Origin of the sequence: Glycomyces arizonensis DSM 44726 (assembly GCF_000482705.1) — a bacterium.
Classification (GTDB): domain Bacteria; phylum Actinomycetota; class Actinomycetes; order Mycobacteriales; family Micromonosporaceae; genus Glycomyces; species Glycomyces arizonensis.
Window position 1 is genome coordinate 61,231 of sequence record NZ_AXWO01000004.1, and the last position, 15,268, is coordinate 76,498.

The 15,268-nt window shown below is 70.1% G+C and carries 15 protein-coding genes; 6 read left to right on the forward strand and 9 right to left on the reverse strand.

From position 1 onward, the window contains the following. The first annotated feature begins 39 nt into the window (after window positions 1-39). Both rpsR and rplI read left to right on the forward strand, forming a co-directional pair. Entirely contained in the window at window positions 40-285 is a 246-nt protein-coding gene (gene rpsR, locus H613_RS0106420) for a 30S ribosomal protein S18 (protein WP_026923165.1), read from the forward strand. 15 nt (window positions 286-300) lie between these two features. After that, window positions 301-762, forward strand: a complete 462-nt coding sequence (gene rplI, locus H613_RS0106425; RefSeq protein ID WP_026923166.1) for a 50S ribosomal protein L9 — start codon at window positions 301-303, stop codon at window positions 760-762. 300 nt (window positions 763-1,062) lie between these two features. On the opposite strand, the gene H613_RS0106430 is transcribed toward rplI, so the two are convergent. Continuing rightward, window positions 1,063-1,452 carry a hypothetical protein gene (locus H613_RS0106430; RefSeq protein ID WP_026923167.1) on the reverse strand — a complete coding sequence of 130 codons (390 nt, stop codon included), beginning with the start codon at window positions 1,450-1,452 and terminating at the stop codon, window positions 1,063-1,065. Between the two features lie 349 nt (window positions 1,453-1,801). On the opposite strand from H613_RS0106430, the gene dnaB reads away from it, so the two are divergent. Further along, window positions 1,802-3,241: a replicative DNA helicase gene (dnaB, locus tag H613_RS0106435; RefSeq protein ID WP_051393093.1), complete on the forward strand. Its 1,440-nt coding sequence runs from the start codon at window positions 1,802-1,804 to the stop codon at window positions 3,239-3,241. Window positions 3,242-3,621: 380 nt separating this feature from the next. Here the strand turns inward: dnaB and H613_RS0106440 are convergent, their stop codons facing one another. The 4 genes from H613_RS0106440 to H613_RS0106455 form a co-directional block, all read right to left on the reverse strand. Continuing rightward, window positions 3,622-3,945: a TFIIB-type zinc ribbon-containing protein gene (locus tag H613_RS0106440; protein ID WP_026923169.1), complete on the reverse strand. Its 324-nt coding sequence runs from the start codon at window positions 3,943-3,945 to the stop codon at window positions 3,622-3,624. Window positions 3,946-4,069: 124 nt separating this feature from the next. Beyond that, on the reverse strand, window positions 4,070-5,323 hold the full coding sequence (locus H613_RS24795) for a glycosyltransferase 87 family protein (RefSeq protein ID WP_156925859.1): 1,254 nt from the start codon (window positions 5,321-5,323) through the stop codon (window positions 4,070-4,072). After that, window positions 5,305-5,733, reverse strand: coding sequence for an ATP-binding protein (locus H613_RS24800; protein WP_084546412.1), 429 nt, complete (start codon window positions 5,731-5,733; stop codon window positions 5,305-5,307). Before H613_RS24800 ends, H613_RS24795 begins: the two co-directional genes overlap by 19 nt. A 163-nt stretch (window positions 5,734-5,896) precedes the next feature. Next, entirely contained in the window at window positions 5,897-6,637 is a 741-nt protein-coding gene (locus tag H613_RS0106455) for a glycerophosphodiester phosphodiesterase (RefSeq protein WP_026923170.1), read from the reverse strand. A 263-nt stretch (window positions 6,638-6,900) separates the two neighbouring features. Between H613_RS0106455 and larB the strand changes: the two genes are divergently transcribed. Both larB and larC read left to right on the forward strand, forming a co-directional pair. Beyond that, window positions 6,901-7,590, forward strand: coding sequence for a nickel pincer cofactor biosynthesis protein LarB (larB, locus tag H613_RS24805; protein WP_035736666.1), 690 nt, complete (start codon window positions 6,901-6,903; stop codon window positions 7,588-7,590). Then, entirely contained in the window at window positions 7,587-8,756 is a 1,170-nt protein-coding gene (gene larC, locus H613_RS0106465; protein ID WP_026923171.1) for a nickel pincer cofactor biosynthesis protein LarC, read from the forward strand. Before larB ends, larC begins: the two co-directional genes overlap by 4 nt. An 82-nt stretch (window positions 8,757-8,838) precedes the next feature. Here the strand turns inward: larC and H613_RS0106470 are convergent, their stop codons facing one another. Further along, a complete protein-coding gene (locus H613_RS0106470; RefSeq protein ID WP_026923172.1) occupies window positions 8,839-9,159 on the reverse strand; it encodes a hypothetical protein in 321 nt (106 codons plus the stop codon). A gap of 608 nt (window positions 9,160-9,767) precedes the next feature. Here H613_RS0106470 and H613_RS0106475 point away from each other — a divergent pair. Beyond that, window positions 9,768-10,142: a PH domain-containing protein gene (locus tag H613_RS0106475; protein ID WP_026923173.1), complete on the forward strand. Its 375-nt coding sequence runs from the start codon at window positions 9,768-9,770 to the stop codon at window positions 10,140-10,142. A gap of 283 nt (window positions 10,143-10,425) precedes the next feature. Here H613_RS0106475 and H613_RS0106480 read toward each other — a convergent pair whose 3' ends face one another. The 3 genes from H613_RS0106480 to H613_RS0106490 all read right to left on the reverse strand — a co-directional run bounded on the left by H613_RS0106480 (window position 10,426) and on the right by H613_RS0106490 (window position 15,268). Then, window positions 10,426-11,955 carry a multicopper oxidase family protein gene (locus H613_RS0106480; protein WP_026923174.1) on the reverse strand — a complete coding sequence of 510 codons (1,530 nt, stop codon included), beginning with the start codon at window positions 11,953-11,955 and terminating at the stop codon, window positions 10,426-10,428. A gap of 111 nt (window positions 11,956-12,066) precedes the next feature. Beyond that, on the reverse strand, window positions 12,067-15,021 hold the full coding sequence (locus tag H613_RS32340; RefSeq protein ID WP_169731962.1) for a helix-turn-helix transcriptional regulator: 2,955 nt from the start codon (window positions 15,019-15,021) through the stop codon (window positions 12,067-12,069). Between the two features lie 40 nt (window positions 15,022-15,061). Continuing rightward, window positions 15,062-15,268: a hypothetical protein gene (locus H613_RS0106490; RefSeq protein WP_026923176.1), complete on the reverse strand. Its 207-nt coding sequence runs from the start codon at window positions 15,266-15,268 to the stop codon at window positions 15,062-15,064.

Genomic DNA, 15,268 nt, shown 5'->3' on the forward strand with positions numbered 1-15,268 from the left:
GGCCCGACCCGGATCGATTCCAAGTAAGGCAAGACACCAATGGCCAACCCGAAGTCGGCTCCCCTGCGGAAGCCGAAGAAGAAGCAGAACCCTCTCGACAAAGAGGGCATCGAGTACGTCGACTATAAGGACACGGCGCTGCTGCGGAAGTTCATCTCCGACCGCGGCAAGATCCGTGCCCGCCGTGTCACCGGCGTCACCTCGCAGCAGCAGCGGCAGATCGCCTCGGCGGTCAAGAACGCCCGTGAAATGGCGCTGCTCCCGTACACCAGCCAGACCCGTTAAGGAAGGAGCGCACTTATGAAGATCATCCTGACTCATGAGGTCGCCAACCTGGGCTCGGCCGGTGACGTCGTCGAGGTCAAGCCCGGTTACGGACGCAACTACCTGCTGCCCCAGGGTCTGGCGATCGCCTGGACCAAGGGCGGCCAGAAGCAGGTCGACTCGATCCAGCGCGCCCGCGCCGCCCGTCAGGTCCACGACCTCGACCAGGCCCGGGCACTGGCCGATCAGCTGAAGAAGACCGACGCCCACATCGTCGCCCGCGTGGGCGACGCCGGACGTCTCTTCGGCTCGATCACCGCGGCCGATGTCGCCAAGGCGATCGACGAGGCAGGCGGCCCGAAGGTCGACCGCCGCCGCGTCGAGCTGCCGGGGACGATCAAGTCCATCGGCACCTACGACATCGCGGTGAAGCTGCACCCGGAGGTGACCGCGAAGTTCAAGCTTCAGGTGACCCCGGCCAAGCGCCGCAAGAAGTAGCGCCAGACGTCGAGACCCGTGATCGCGTACGTGATCACGGGTCTCGTTCGTTCTACCCTTCGGGTGAACTCCCTGAGTATGATTTGTCCATCTTGACCCAATTCGCCCGCCAGTGTTCGAATCCCACGCCCGCCTAAACTGTCACACCCTTATCCGGGTGTCACACCGCTTTGAGAGGCTCGGGTCATTTCTCAGGTTGGCGTGAAGGTGGGATCGGGAGGGTATCCCGGGGCACCCGGTACGGCCTTCGGCGGCGCTGCCGCCGCCCGGCGGCCGAACCCCCGACCTTCTGATCTGTAGTCAGATCACCCAGCCCGCGGTCCGCAGCACCACCGTCACCAGGCCCGCTCCCAGGATCGCCGCGGCCGTCCCCGCCACCCCGGCCCGCCATCCCGCCCGCGGCAGACGCAGCAGCACCGCCACCAGCAGGCTCGCCGCCAGCGACGAACCCAGCCACGCCCACCCGCCCGCGAGCGTCGCCGAGACCCGCGCCGCCGCCGTGCAGCCGGTGTCGACGCACTTCCCGTCCACCGCCGGCTGTGAGACCACCCACACCAGGTACACGAGCCACGGCACGACGTACCACGCCAGCGTCACCAGCAACGTCGGCGTGAACGCCCGCTCGCCGGGCCGGTCGTCGCTCTCGGGGTCCAGGCGCGGACGCGGCGCGGGGCTCTCGTTCGGGGGCATCCGGGACCTTTCTCACGGCGGGGCCCGCGAGCCGTTCCGGGGCGCGGGGTGCGGCGGGCGCTGTCCCCACCATCATGCCAAGTTGGCACGAACAAATTCTCATCCACAGGCAGTGGACAACGAAACCGCAGCCCAGCACTGCAACGCGAGAAATGATCCCGTTGCTGTCCACAGGTTGTCCACAGGGCTGGGGTAGTTATCCACAGGTTATCCACAGCCTTGTCCACAGGTTGTCCACAGGGCTGTTTGCAACACCGCGGTGGACGACATAGCGTCATTCAGGCCGCCCGGTGTCGTACCCCGGCGGTAGATTCTCGATGAACGCACGGTGACTGAGGGGGTGGCGAACATGACCGACGTGTCCACCGAGGGCGGCTACTCGCGCGGCCAGAACGGCGCTCGCACGGTCGGCGGAGCCTACTTCGACGGGCCCCCGCCGGACGACCCCTTCGGCGGCGCCCGCGCCTACGAGCGCACCCCGCCCCAGGACCTCGCGGCCGAGCAGTCGGTCCTCGGCGGCATGCTCATGAGCAAGGACGCCATCGCCGATGTCGTCGAGACCCTCAAGGCGAGCGACTTCTACAAGCCCAGCCACGGCATCGTCTTCGACGCCATCACCGACAAGTTCGCCAACGGCGAGCCCGCCGACGCGGTCACCATCGCCGCCGCGCTCGCCGACTCCGGCGACCTCGGCAAGGTCGGCGGCGGCCCCTACCTGCACGACCTGCTCAACGCGGTGCCCACCGCCGCGAACGCCGGCTACTACGCCCGCATCGTCAAGGACAAGGCGATCCTGCGCCGCCTCATCGAGGCCGGCACCAAGGTCGTCCAGTACGGCTACGGCGGCGGCCAGGGCGGCCGCGACATCGACGACCTGGTCGACCTCGCTCAGCAGGCCGTCTACGACGTCACCGACAAGCGCCAGAGCGAGGACTTCTCGATCCTGTCCGACCTGCTCCAGCCGGCCATGGACGAGATCGAGGCCATCGGCGCCAACCAGGGCGTCCTCACCGGTGTGCCCACCGGCTTCGCCGACCTCGACCGGCTCCTGTCGGGCCTCCAGCCCGGCCAGCTCATCATCGTCGCCGGGCGCCCGGGCCTCGGCAAGTCCACCGCCGCGATGGACTTCATGCGGCACGCCTCGCTCCACCACCGGCACGCCGCCGCGCTGTTCAGCCTGGAGATGAGCAAGCTCGAGATCGTCATGCGCCTGCTCAGCGCCGAGACCCGCGTCCCGATGCACGTCCTGCGCTCGGGCGATCTGTCCGACGACGACTGGACGCGCCTGGCCAAGCGGATGGGCGACATCTCCGAGGCACCGCTGTTCGTCGACGACACCGCGTCGATGACGATGATGGAGATCCGGGCCAAGGCCCGGCGGCTCAAGCAGCGCCACGACCTCAAGCTCATGGTGGTCGACTACCTCCAACTCATGACCTCGCCGAAGAAGACCGAGTCGAGGCAGCAGGAGGTCTCCGAGATCAGCCGCGGGCTCAAGCTGCTGGCCAAGGAGATCGAGTGCCCGGTGATCGCGGTCGCGCAGCTCAACCGCGGCCCCGAGCAGCGCACCGACAAGCGCCCGCAGCTGAGCGACCTTCGTGAAAGCGGCAGTTTGGAGCAGGACGCCGACGTGGTCATCCTGCTGCACCGCGACGACTACTACGACAAGGAGTCGCCGCGCGCGGGCGAGGCGGACTTCATCGTCGCCAAGCACCGCAACGGCGCCACCGACACGATCACGGTGGCCGCCCAGTTGCACCTGTCCCGTTTCGTCGACATGGCGGTGTGAGCGCGGAGTCGTCCGCACCCTCGCGACGACGCGGCCACCGGTGGACCAGAACCCGCGAACGGCGGGTGGTGCGCGCCCGCGACGACGGCCCCTCGATCATCGCTTCGAGTGTCGGGCGCTGGGACTGTCCGTGTCCACCGCGACGGCGCGACCCCGGCGGATCGGCACCCGCGAAGGCGTGTCGTCCGCGCGCTCAGCGCGGCGGCACTGCCGCCCCTGCTGAGCTGTTGAACGGCTCGGCAGTGCGGCGGCTCGCCCCTTCGGCGACTCAGGCGGTCGGCGGCCCGGTCGTTTGCGAACTCAGCTGTCCGACAGCTGCGCCGTTTGACAGCTCAGCCGTTCGGCGGCTCAACTGATTGACAACGCAGCCGTCCGGCAATTCAGTCGTCGAACAGCTCGGAGAAGATCGAGCGCTTCTTCTTTTTCTTGTAGTAATAGTCGTCGTGACCGCGGCGGTGATCGTCGTCGTAGCGACGCCGATCGTCATGGCGACGGTCGTCGTAGCGGCGCTCCTCGCGGTACTGAGGCGCCTGGGGCGCGACGGGCGCACCCTGCTGATTGAAGGCGGCCTCGGCGTCGAGGAGGTGTTCCAGCTCGCCCCGGTCGAGGAAGATTCCCCGGCACTCGGTGCACTGGTCCACAGTGACGCGATTCCGCTCGTACTGGCGCATCATCGCGCCGCATTTCGGACAGGTGAGATCCATGGGCGCCACCGTACATGCAAAAGTCGTGAACTGCTAATCAGAGCGTCGAAGCTGTCCAGAACGGTTCGGAATCAAAGCTTCGGCGTCATTATTAGTCAGCATTGACCCGATGCGGTGCCGTCAGTCACCGCCACCATTCGACGACCAGTGACGGTCCGAGGCCCTGGCCATCGGTGGCCGCCGCCCGACCGGCGGCGGCGTCGCGCAGTGGCAGCCACCACCCCAGGAGCACCACCGGATAGAGGAGGTAACCGAACCGGGTCGACGGCATGAGCAGGAACGCCGTCGACAGCCCTCCGGCGCACCACAGCGCCGCCGACGCGGCCGTCACCGGCGGTCGGCGCCACAGCAGCACCGCGATCACCAGTGCCGCCACGCCCAGCAGCACGGGCGCGATCACCTCCCCGCCGGGGACGTGCTGCGCCACAAGGAAGCCGGGCAGCGGCGACTGGGCCGGGGACTCCACCACGCCGTGGCCGAGGCCGAAGGCCAGCACGTTGTCGAAGAAGCCGCGCGGGTCGGTCACGAGCACCGGGACCATCGTCACCGCCACGGGTGCGGCGAAGCCGAGCAGGTAGCGGCGCAGTGCCGCGGTCGAGCCCGAGCCCCGCCAGACCAGGAACGCCAGGACCACCGCCACCGGCCAGGCGAACAGCTTCAGCGCCCCCGCCGCGCCGATCGCGAGCCCGGCGCCGAGCCACCGTCCGCGTGCGCCGAACGCCAGCGCCAGCACCATCAGGCCGACCACGGGCATGTCGTCGCCGCCGGTGGTGAACGTCAAGGCGCACACCGGGAAGATGACGCTCGCTTGGAACGCGCGCAGCAGCGTGCCCTTGCCCGCCAATCCGCGCAGCAGGCTGAACGCCGCGGCGAGGCAGACCGCGGTGGCCAGCGCGAAGTACAGGCGCGCGTCGGTCCACCAGTGCTCGCCGAGCAGCGCCGCGGGCAGCCCGAACACGGCCATGCCCGGCTGATAAGGGTTATAGCCTATAAGCGGCGCAGTCAGTGTCTCGATCGCGTCGGCGTGCAGATAGGGGCTGCCGGTCTCCAGGAGCCGCTCCCCGGAGGACTCGACGACGAGGACCTCCTCCTGGGCGCGGCCGCTCACCCCGTTCGCCCGTTCGACCGCCTGCGTCACCAGGGGTATGGCGGTGACGGCCACGGCGGTGGCCGCGGCGACGAGCGCCCGTTGGAACCAGGGGACGCCGAGCTGCATCAGCAGTATTGCGACGACGAGCGCGGCAGGCGCGTACCCGCCGACGGCGACGGCGCCCCAGTGCTCGTGCGGCGCCAGCGTCGTCCACAGCGCGGTGGCGCCGGCGAACAGGGCGGCGACCCCGTAGAGGGCGAGATCGATGATCAGCGGACGCTTGGACACGCGCCTAAGCGTACGGGGATGCGCGCCCAGACCTCCTGCGTGCCATCGCCGCGCGAGCGGGAACCCCAGTCACTGGACAGTTTGGACACGATGAACATGCCTCTGCCGTGGGCGGAGTCGAGGCTGACCGAGCACACGTGCGGGTGGGTGGAGCCGCCGCCGTCGAGGACGCGGACCTCGACGGCGCCGGAGTCGAAGCTGCAGGTGACGCACAGGTCCCCGGCGGCCAGCGGCCGGGCGTGGCGCACCGCGTTCGAAACCAGTTCGGTGGCGCACACGAGCAGGTCGTCGCGGCAGTCCTGAGGCAGGTCGGGGAGGGATTCGCGCAGCCACTGCCGGACCATGGTGGGGGCGCCTGACTGGTGGGGGACGCGGAGGCGCTCAGGCGCCGGTGTCGCCGCTGGCATCATGAACCCCTCCCACCGCGGTCCGCAACGTCGAAAGCTATACAGCAACCTACCTGCTGCCGGGCGATGACGCCAGCATTACGGACGGACCCTGAGTCCGTCATCCGTGCTCGGCCGCCGGTCGGCCCAGGGGTCTGGCGGGCCGCCGTGAGAAAGCGCACGGTAGTCAGTCGGCGGCGCTGAGGAGCGCTTCGCGGATCGCGGCGGGCCGGTCGGTGAAGAGAAGGTCGGCACCGGCCTCGGCCATGCGCCGCGCGGTGTCGGCGTCGTTGACGGTCCAGACCCACGCCTCGTAGCCCTGCTCGTGGGTGCGCTCGATGAACGTCGGCGTGGACTCGACGTGGTCGACGCGGGAGCTGAGGACCTGGACGCCCTCGGGCGGGCGGCGGAAGGGGTATTCGAAGATCCACACCAGCGGGGTGTCCCCGTCCAGCTCGCGCCAGGTCTTCAGGGCGGCCCTGGAGAAGGACATGACGGTGGTGTCCAGGCCGGGCCAGCGGCGCAGCGTCTCCCACAGCCGCATCTCCAGGCGCGGGCCGAACTTGGAGGGGTGCTTGGCCTCGATGAGGAGCTTGATCTCCTTGCCGGAGTCGACGACGAGGCCGAACAGGTCTTCGACGGTGGCGATGCGGGCGGCCTCGGGGTCGTCGCCGCAGTCGGGGTGGTTGGCGGCGAAGTTGAGCTCGCGCAGCTGGGCGAGGGTGAGATCGGATACGGCGCCCTTGCCGTCGGAGGTGCGCTTGACAGTGCGGTCGTGGTGGAGGACCAGGTGCCCGTCGGCGGTCAGCCGGATGTCGAACTCGAACGCGTTGGCGCCTTCGACGATCGCCTGCCGGTAGGCGGCCAGGGAGTGCTCGGGAAGGAACTCGTTGGCGCCCCGGTGGGCGGCGATCAGCGGTTGGGACACACCACGACGATAACCGGTGCCGGTCGCGGCGGTGGCGGGCTCGGTTGCGGCGACCACTGGTGAGCGGGCGGTCTTCGGTCTGGTTCGGGTGGCGGTGGGAGACGGGCCGGTTGGCCAGCCTTCAGTCTGGTTCGGGTGGCGGTGGGAGACGGGCCGGTTGGCCAGCCTTCAGTCTGGTTCGGGTGGCGGTGGGAGACGGGCCGGTTGGCCAGCCTTCAGTCTGGTTCGGGTGGCGGTGGGAGACGGGCGGGTGACAGGATCGGATGGTGCAGTACGACGAGCAGGGATACAAGGACCTGGGCTGGGCCAAGATCGACACGGGCCGCCCGGCGCGGACGGGCACGGCCGAGGCGGTCTACGCCGCCGGGAAGACGCCGGAGCAGGTGGTCGCGGCGCTGCGCGCGCTGCGCGAATCGCACCCGGGCCGCGTGGCGATCGCCACACGGTGCGACGCGGCGTGCGTCGAGCAGATCGAGGCGGCGTTCGGCGACGAGGCGCTGTGCGACTCGGGGGTCGCCGCGATCGGCGGCTTCCCCGAGCCGGAGGCGGGGCCACTCGCGGTGGTGTGCGCCGGGACGTCGGACCTGCCGGTGGCCAGGGAGGCCGAGCTCGTCGCGAAGGCGAACGGGCTCGACGCGCACCTGGTGGCCGACGTCGGCGTCGCGGGCCTGCACCGGCTGCTGGACCGGCTGCCGCGCCTGCGGGAGGCGGTGTGCGTGATCGTCGTGGCCGGGATGGACGGGGCGCTGCCGAGCGTCGTGGCGGGCCTGGTGAGCGCGCCGGTGGTGGCGGTGCCGACGTCGGTGGGCTACGGGGCGGCCTTCGGCGGCCTCGCGCCGCTGCTGACGATGCTGAACTCCTGCTCGCCGGGCGTGACCGTGGTGAACATCGACAACGGGTTCGGGGCGGCGATCGCCGCGACCCGGATCATGAGCGTGAAGGCGGAGCGGTGAGGGTCGCGTGGCTGGACTGCTCGGCGGGCGCGAGTGGCGACATGTTCCTGGGCGCCTTGGTCGGCGCGGGCGTCGATCTGGCGGTGATGCGGGAGGCCGTGGACGCGCTGGGCGTCGAGCGGATCCGGTTGACGTCCCGGATGGTGAAGCGGCACGGCCTGGAGGGCGTCAAGGTCGATGTCGAGGTCCCCGACGCGGCGGTGGACCGGCGCTGGCGGGCGATCCGCGGCATGATCGAGGGCGCTGAGCTGTCGGAGGGGGTCAAGGCGCGGGCGCTGGACGCCTTCGGGCGGCTGGCGGCGGCCGAGTCGGCCTCGCACGGCATCGATGTCGACGACGTGCATTTCCACGAGGTGGGCGCGCTGGACTCGATCGCGGACATCGTCGGTTCGGCGGCGGGGCTGGAGGCGCTCGGGGCCGAGCGGGTGACCGCGTCGACGGTGACCGTCGGCGACGGGACGACGCGCGGCTCGCACGGTTCTATTCCGCTGCCCGCCCCGGCGGTGCTGCGGGTCCTGGCCGACGCCGAGGCGCCGTCCGTCGGCGCGGTGCCGTATGAGGCGTGCACGCCGACCGGCGCGGCGATCATCGCCGCGAGTGCGGACGCGTTCGGTTCGATGCCGGAGATGGTCGTCAAGCGGATCGGGGTCGGGGCGGGCGGGCGCGATCCGTCCGAGCGGGCGAACCTGCTGCGGATCGTGGTGGGCCGCGAGGTCGGCGCGATGGCACCGAGACCGGTGGTCATTGAAACCAATGTGGATGATCTGGATCCGCGGCTGTGGCCGTCGGCACTGGCGGCGCTGCTGGAGGCGGGGGCCTCTGATGCGTGGTTGACGCCGATCCTGATGAAGAAGGGGCGTCCGGCGCACACGGTCCATGTGCTGTGCCGGGCCGAGGCGGTGCGGGCGGTGCGCTCAGCGCTGGTGCGGCACACGACGACGATCGGGATGCGCTCCTACGAGATCGACAAGTACGCGCTGGAGCGCCGGTACACGTCGGTGGAGGTCGACGGCCGCGAGATCGGCGTGAAGCTCGCACTGGAGGACGGCGAGGTGGTCAACGCCTCGGTCGAGTACGAGGACGCGGTGGCCGCCGCGGCGGCGCTGGGCAGGCCGGTGAAGGTCGTGATCGCTCAGGCGAGCGCGCTGGCGGCCGAGCGGTACTGACGGCCGAGTTCAGCCGCAGTCGCCGCCGTGTCCCGCGGACGAGTCGCGATGCGCTGAAAACGCCGGTCGCCGCCGAACGGTGTCAGCAGCCCGCGTCCCCGCCGCCGCCTCCTCCGTCGCTGGAGCCGCCGGTGTCGCAGCCGGAGCCGCTGTCGCTTGCGGCGGCGCCGTAGAAGACGCCAGAGTCGTGAGAACCGGAGCTCGTGCGGCCGCGGGGCCCCGAGAACTGTCGGCGATAAGTAGCGCGGGCGGAGCCGGCGACGCGTGAGCGCAGTTCGGCCATCTCGCGGCGGTGCTGGCGGGCCTTGGCCCGGCGGGCGCGCGCCTTCGGCGTCATCTCGGACGCGGTGATGACGGCGGCGAGGACTACGACTATGCCGCCGACGATGAGGAGTGTGACCATGCCTCATTGTAAGGCGAATACGCTCAATCCCAGGGGCAGCGTTTCTCAGGGCAGTGTCTTTCCGCCGCCGTCCCGCCCCGATCCGCCTCGTACCGCCCCGCTCTGCTCGACCCTGCCTCTCTCCACTTCACCGCGCTCCGCCCCGTTCCGCTTCGTCTCCCCTCGCTCGGCCCCGCCCCGGCTCATCCCGCTTCGCCCCCGTTGGTCCTGTCCCCGTTCTGTCCCTCCCCCTCCAGCTCAGCCCTGTCTCATCCCGCTTCGCCTCGCTCCCGTTCCGTCCAGCTCGACTCCGTCTTGTCCCGCCCCACCCAGCTCGGCCCCGGCTCGTCCCACTCTGTCCCGCCTCCGCTCCGTCCCACTCTCCTCTGTTCCGCCCCGCCCCCTCTCGACCCGCGCAGAGCCGGCCTGGCGCGGGGTCTGTGGGCCGGCCTGGCACTGCCCGATTCGCCGATGGTGTCTCCGAAATGGATATTCACGTCGTTCTCAACCCCCGGCTTCGACGGTACGAGCGGGGACCGACACTCCGACATGGCCGGGTTCAGGGCGGTGTCATTGCCATGCCGCGTCCCCATTGGGCACACACGGCGGGTGGCCGCTACGCTCCGTAGGTGATTGATTTTCAGAATGCCTCGCTGGTCAAACTCCAGCAGGTCGAACCGAACAGTCTGCTCGGAGACGTGCAGCCGCTGCTGGTGCCGAACGAGCGGCCGGTGGCCTCGTTCAAGGGCATCCGAGACTATGTGGTCTTCACCGACAAGCGCGTGATCGCCGTCAACGTCCAGGGCATGACCGGCAAGAAACGCGATTTCACGTCGCTGCCCTACAGCAAGGTCCAGGCGTTCTCGGTCGAGACCGCCGGGCACTTCGACCTCGACGCCGAGCTCGATCTCTGGTTCAGCGGTCTGGGCAAGGTGCGCTTCGAGTTCAGGGGCCAGGTGGACATTCGGACGCTGTCGCAGCTCATCGCCACCTACACGCTGTGACGCTCTCGCCGACTCGAAAAGGCGGACACCGAGACGTCTGCAGACACCACGAGCGACGCGACCCCCTCGCCGACCCGAAAGGGCGGAATTTCACTCCGCGATCGGTTATGCGATGACAGTCCGGTCGGCGTGGTGCCTACGGAACGACTGAGGGTGGCGGCGAGGAGCACCGGCCCGGCGACAGGTGGCAGTCCGGTCAGCGTGGTGCCTACGGAACGACCGGACCGCCACCGTGCTCATTATAACTTATAAGATATAAATTATATCATATAAGTTATATACTTCAGGAATGATCGTGGACGGTGCTCACTTCCGGCACCGTGCCGATCTCCTCGTCCTCGCCCAGAACGACGAACTGGCCCATCATTCCCGCGTCCTCATGCGTCAGCAGATGGCAGTGGTACATGTACGGCAGGTTCGGGTCCGTGTAGTCGCTGAAGCGCATCGCGATCCGGTACTCCCGCTGTGGCACCAGTCGCACGGTGTCCTTCCAGCCGCGCAGGTGCGGCGGCGGGGTGTCACCGTCGACGGTGAGCACCTGGTACTGGACGTCGTGGACGTGGAAGTTGTGCATGTAGCCGTCATGGTTCGACACCTCCCACACCTCCACGGTGCCTTCCCTGACGCCGAAGTCGATGCGGTCCATCGCCATCTTCTCGCCGTTGATCGAGGTGCCCGAGAGGCTGAAGGAGCGCTCCTCGGCGACCTCCGCGCCATCGAGATCCGGCGCAGTGCCCATCGCGGCGGGGATCTCGGTCTCATCGGCCAAGGAGTTCGCGACCTGGAACCGGCAGATGCCGAAGCGGTCGTCGGCGCCGTTGAACCGCCCCAGGCCGAAGACGTACCCCTCCTCGATCGGATAGGACCGCAGCGTGACCGCCTCGCCGGGCTCGAAGGCCACGACGATCTCGGCCCGCTCGCCGGGGGAGAGCTCGATCCGGTCGGTCTCCCACGCCTCGGGCATCAGCCCGCCGTCGGTGGCGACCAGCGAGAACGTCCGGTCGTCGCTGAAGCCGAAGTTGTACAGGCGCGAGTTCGAGGCGTTGAGCAGCCGCAGCCGCACAAGACGGCTGCTCACTTCGAAGTACGGCCCCAGGGTGCCGTTGACGAGGATCTCGTCGCCGAGCACGCCTTGGGAGCTCAGGAAGGCCCCCGAGTCGTCGAGCTGGTTGCCGTCGTCGAACTTCCTGTCCTGCACGATCATCGGGACGTCGTCGACGCCGTACTCGCTCGGCAGGCCCAGCGCCTCGGACTCGTCGTCGTCGATGATGAACATCCCGGAGAGCCCCTTGTAGATGTGTTCGGCGGTCCGCCCGTGCGGGTGCGGGTGGTACCACAGCGTCGCCGCCTGCTGGTTGATCGTCCACTGCGGAGCCCAGTCGCCTCCCGGCTCGACCTCCTGGTGCGGGCCGCCGTCCATGACCGCCGGCAGGTGCATGCCGTGCCAGTGGATCGAGGTGGACTCGTCGAGGCTGTTGACCACCCGGAAGGCGACCTCCTCGCCGCGCTTGGCCCGGATCGTCGGCCCCAGGTACGTGCCGTTGATGCCCCATGTCCTGGTGGCCGGGCCGCTCTTGAACGCGGTCTCGCCGGACTGGATGTCGAGGTTGAACACACGCGCCCCAGAGGAGTCCTCTTCAGACTCCGCGAGCGGGGGGATCGCCAGCGGCGAGTCGAAGTCGACCTTGCCGACCGTGTCGACCTCAGCCTTGTTGTAGAAGTAGGCCACCGTGCCGCCGAGGCCGAGCGTCAGCGCTCCAACGCCCGCACCGCCGCCGATGAGAGACCACTTCAATGCCTTACGCCGTTCCATGGCGCCAATTCTGGTGGGATCATCCGACACCGACATCGGACCACGGACGTGAAGTGGTCTACGCCTACGGGACTACACCAGTGCGGCGCATGCACCGCTGGTGGTGTGCACTCAGACCTCGGTGAGGTATCCGCGCAGGTGAGCGGCGTTGACGGCCTCGGCCCGATTGGCGGCCCCGAGCTTCGACATCGCCCGCGAGAGGTGCACGCTGACGGTCTTCTCCGAGATGTACAGCTCCGAGCCGATCTGCCGGTTGGTCAGGCCCTTCGCGACCAGCCGCAGCACCCCGAGCTCGCGCGGCGTGAGCGGTCCGGCCGAAGGCGAGGCGATGTCGAGCCTCGCCCGCGCCAGCAGAGCATCGATCTTGTCGAGCAGCGGCCTCGCGCCGAGCCGCTCGGCGGTGCACTTGGCCTCGGCGAGCTGCCCGGCGGCCTCGGTGCGGTCCACGGCGGCGCCGCGGCCCAGGAGCGCCTCGGCCAGGCGCCAGCGCGCATACGCCTGCCGGTAGGGCTCGCCCTGGCCGACTTCGGCGTACGCGAACGCTTCGACGACCTCGCGCCACCGGTCCGGGTCGCCCTCCCCGTCGAGCCGGACCGCCTCGGCTTCGAGCGCGGCGGCCCACGCCAGGCCCTCGGGCCCCAGCGACCCCGACAGGGGGCGGCCGTGGCGCAGGAAGTAGCGCCCGCGCTCGGCGATGCGCTCGCCCGCGGCCGCCGCGTCCTTGGCCGCGGCGATCTCGCCGTGGCCCCGGGCGGCCTGCGCGAGGTCGGCGGCGGCCGCGATCCCCGCGACGCACACCGAGACGCCGGCCAGGTGGTAGCCCTCGATGCACTCGATCCGCCTGATGGTCCGCTCGGTGACCGCGACGGCCTCGCCGGGGCGGCCCCGCCAGCGTTCCAGTTCGGTGCCGCACAGCCCCGCGAGCGCGAGGACCTGGCCGTCGACCTGCCAGCGGTCGGCGAGGTAGGCGAGGCGCCGGTCGGCGGCGTCGAATCGGCCGCGCGCGACGTCGACCAGCAGTGCCGCGGCGGCGAGCCTGGTCATGACCACCCCGGGCACGACGCTGGTGGCCATCTCGGCGGCGGCCTCGGCGGCGTCCCAGTCGCCGAGCATGTAGTTGCAGATGACTTGGCGCACCGCGGTCTCGGTGCCGGAGGCGCTCCACTTGTGGCCGGTGCGCTCGGCGCGGGCCATGCCCTGGTCGAACTCGGCCAGGGCCGAGGCGACCCGCGCCTTCTCGAGGTGGGTGATTCCGGCGCTGAAGTGCGAGCGCAGCTCGACCTCGTTCCAGCAGGTGCCGCGCACCAGGTCGCGGGCCTGCTCGTGGAGCCTGAGGGACTCCTCGAGGTCGCCGCCGCGCCGGAACGAGGCGGCGGCGGCCGAGATCAGGGCATCGGCCTTGGCGGCGATGTGCGGTCCCGGGCCGCCGATCGCGTCGGCGGTGGCGACGGCCCGCTCGGCCCATTCGGTGGCAGCGCCGTAGTCGCCCATGGTGTGGTGGGTGCGTGCCAGGATCGCCTGGGTCCAGGCCTTCGTGGCGTGCGGCGGGTCGTTCTCGATCAGCGCCCACGCATCGAGGGCGACGCGGTGGGCCTCGCCTTCGGTGCCCTCCAGGACGAGCAGGTGCTTGGCGTACTTGCGCCGCGTCTCGGCGGCCTGGACAGGGTCGCCTTCGCGGTCGGCGAGGTCGACGGCGGCACTGGAGTAGGACAGCGCCCGCTTGAACTCGCCGCTGGCGCCGGCCTGACCGCCCGCGCCGAGCGTGAGCTGCAGCTCCGAGCATCCCGGGGGGCGCTCGTCGGCGGGGACGCTGTCGAGCAGGCGCAGCGCCCGCTCGAAGTGCAGCAGCGACTCGGCGGGCGCCGAGAGCTCGTCGGCCTCGTGCGCGGCCTTGACCGACGCGGCCAGCGCGGTGGGCAGGTCGCCGGACTCGTGCGCGTGGTGGGCGAGCTCGGCGGCGGCGCCGGGGCGCGTGTCTCCGGCGAGGGACTCGGCGATGCGCTGGTGGTAGCGGCTGCGTTCGCCCGGGAGCAGGTCGTTGTAGACGGCCTCGCCGAGCAGGGCGTGGCGGAAGGAGTACGCCTGGGGGCTCTTCTGGACGATGACGCCATGGGAGATGGCGGCCCGCAGCGCCTGGTCGAGTTCGCGCTCGGATTTGATGCCGGTCTCGTCGAGCAGCGACCAGACTGCGGCGTTGAGGCGCTCGTAGGTGAACATGCGGCCCATCGCGGAGGCGAGGCGCACCACCTGCTGGGCGGTGTCGGGGAGGCGCTCGAGGCGGGCGAGGAGCACTTCGGCGAGCTCGAAGGTGACGGTGTGGGTCTCGGCGCTCGCGAGCTCTTCGGCGAGGAACGCGTTGCCCTCTGAAGCGGCGGCGATCTTGGCGACGGTCTCCTCGTCGAGCCCGGCGTTGAGCTCGCGCACGAAGTCGGCGGCGTGCTGGGAGTCGAACGGGTCGAGGTGGAGGCGTTCGACGGCGGGCAGGCGCACGAGTTCGGCCAGGAGCGGGCGCAGCGGGTGGGCGCGGTGCAGCGCGTCGGTCCGGTAGGTGCCGAGGATGAGGACGGGCTGGTCGCTCAGGCGCGAGGTGAGGAAGGCGAGGAGGTCGCGGCTGGAGCGGTCGGCCCAGTGGAGGTCTTCGAGGACGAGGACGAGCGGTTCGGATGCGGAGACCTCGGCGAGCGCGGCGCTGAACGCCTCGAACAGGCCGAGTCGTCCGAGTTCGCCCTCAGTGCGGTGGGACTGTCCGGGCAGCAGCGGCCCCAGGCCGGGGTTCTCGGCGATCACGTCGGGGCACCGGCGCGAGAGCGTGCCGAGGGCCTCGGCGAACGGCAGGTAGGGGAGGGCGGAGTCGGCGGTGTCGAGGCAGTGGCCGGTGGCGGTGAGGACACCGCCACCGACACTGGTGGTGAATTCCTGCATGAGCCGGGATTTCCCGACCCCTGCGTCGCCGGAGATGAGGAACGTGGCGGGCTTGCCGCCGCGGGCCTGGTCCAGGGCGCCTTGCAGCGCCGCGAGCTCGTTGTCGCGGGCGAAGAGCGGGAGGTCCGAACCGAGGCGCGCCATGTCCATAATCATGACATGACCTCATGACATCTCGACGTTTTTATTTCGCGAGCTGAAACCGCCGGGCGGCCCCGCCCGAGGAGCCTCCTTTGCGGTGCAGGGCCTTCGCCAGACGGGACGCCAGGCCCTCGCGGCGCGCGCCCTCGGTGCCCTTGCGGGCCTCCTTGGCGAGGCGCTCGCGCTCGGCCGCGGCCATGAGCTCGCGGGAACGGGCGTAGTACATGTAGCTGAGTTCGAAGTCGTTCAC

Bases quoted from the DNA above. Each gene is read 5' to 3' on its own strand.
- rpsR (WP_026923165.1), top strand. From the start codon at position 40: ATGGCCAACCCGAAGTCGGCTCCCCTGCGGAAGCCGAAGAAGAAGCAG.
- rplI (WP_026923166.1), top strand. From the start codon at position 301: ATGAAGATCATCCTGACTCATGAGGTCGCCAACCTGGGCTCGGCCGGT.
- H613_RS0106430 (WP_026923167.1), bottom strand. From the start codon at position 1,452: ATGCCCCCGAACGAGAGCCCCGCGCCGCGTCCGCGCCTGGACCCCGAG.
- dnaB (WP_051393093.1), top strand. From the start codon at position 1,802: ATGACCGACGTGTCCACCGAGGGCGGCTACTCGCGCGGCCAGAACGGC.
- H613_RS0106440 (WP_026923169.1), bottom strand. From the start codon at position 3,945: ATGGATCTCACCTGTCCGAAATGCGGCGCGATGATGCGCCAGTACGAG.
- H613_RS24800 (WP_084546412.1), bottom strand. From the start codon at position 5,733: ATGATGCCAGCGGCGACACCGGCGCCTGAGCGCCTCCGCGTCCCCCAC.
- larB (WP_035736666.1), top strand. From the start codon at position 6,901: ATGGTGCAGTACGACGAGCAGGGATACAAGGACCTGGGCTGGGCCAAG.
- H613_RS0106470 (WP_026923172.1), bottom strand. From the start codon at position 9,159: ATGGTCACACTCCTCATCGTCGGCGGCATAGTCGTAGTCCTCGCCGCC.
- H613_RS0106480 (WP_026923174.1), bottom strand. From the start codon at position 11,955: ATGGAACGGCGTAAGGCATTGAAGTGGTCTCTCATCGGCGGCGGTGCG.
- H613_RS32340 (WP_169731962.1), bottom strand. From the start codon at position 15,021: ATGGCGCGCCTCGGTTCGGACCTCCCGCTCTTCGCCCGCGACAACGAG.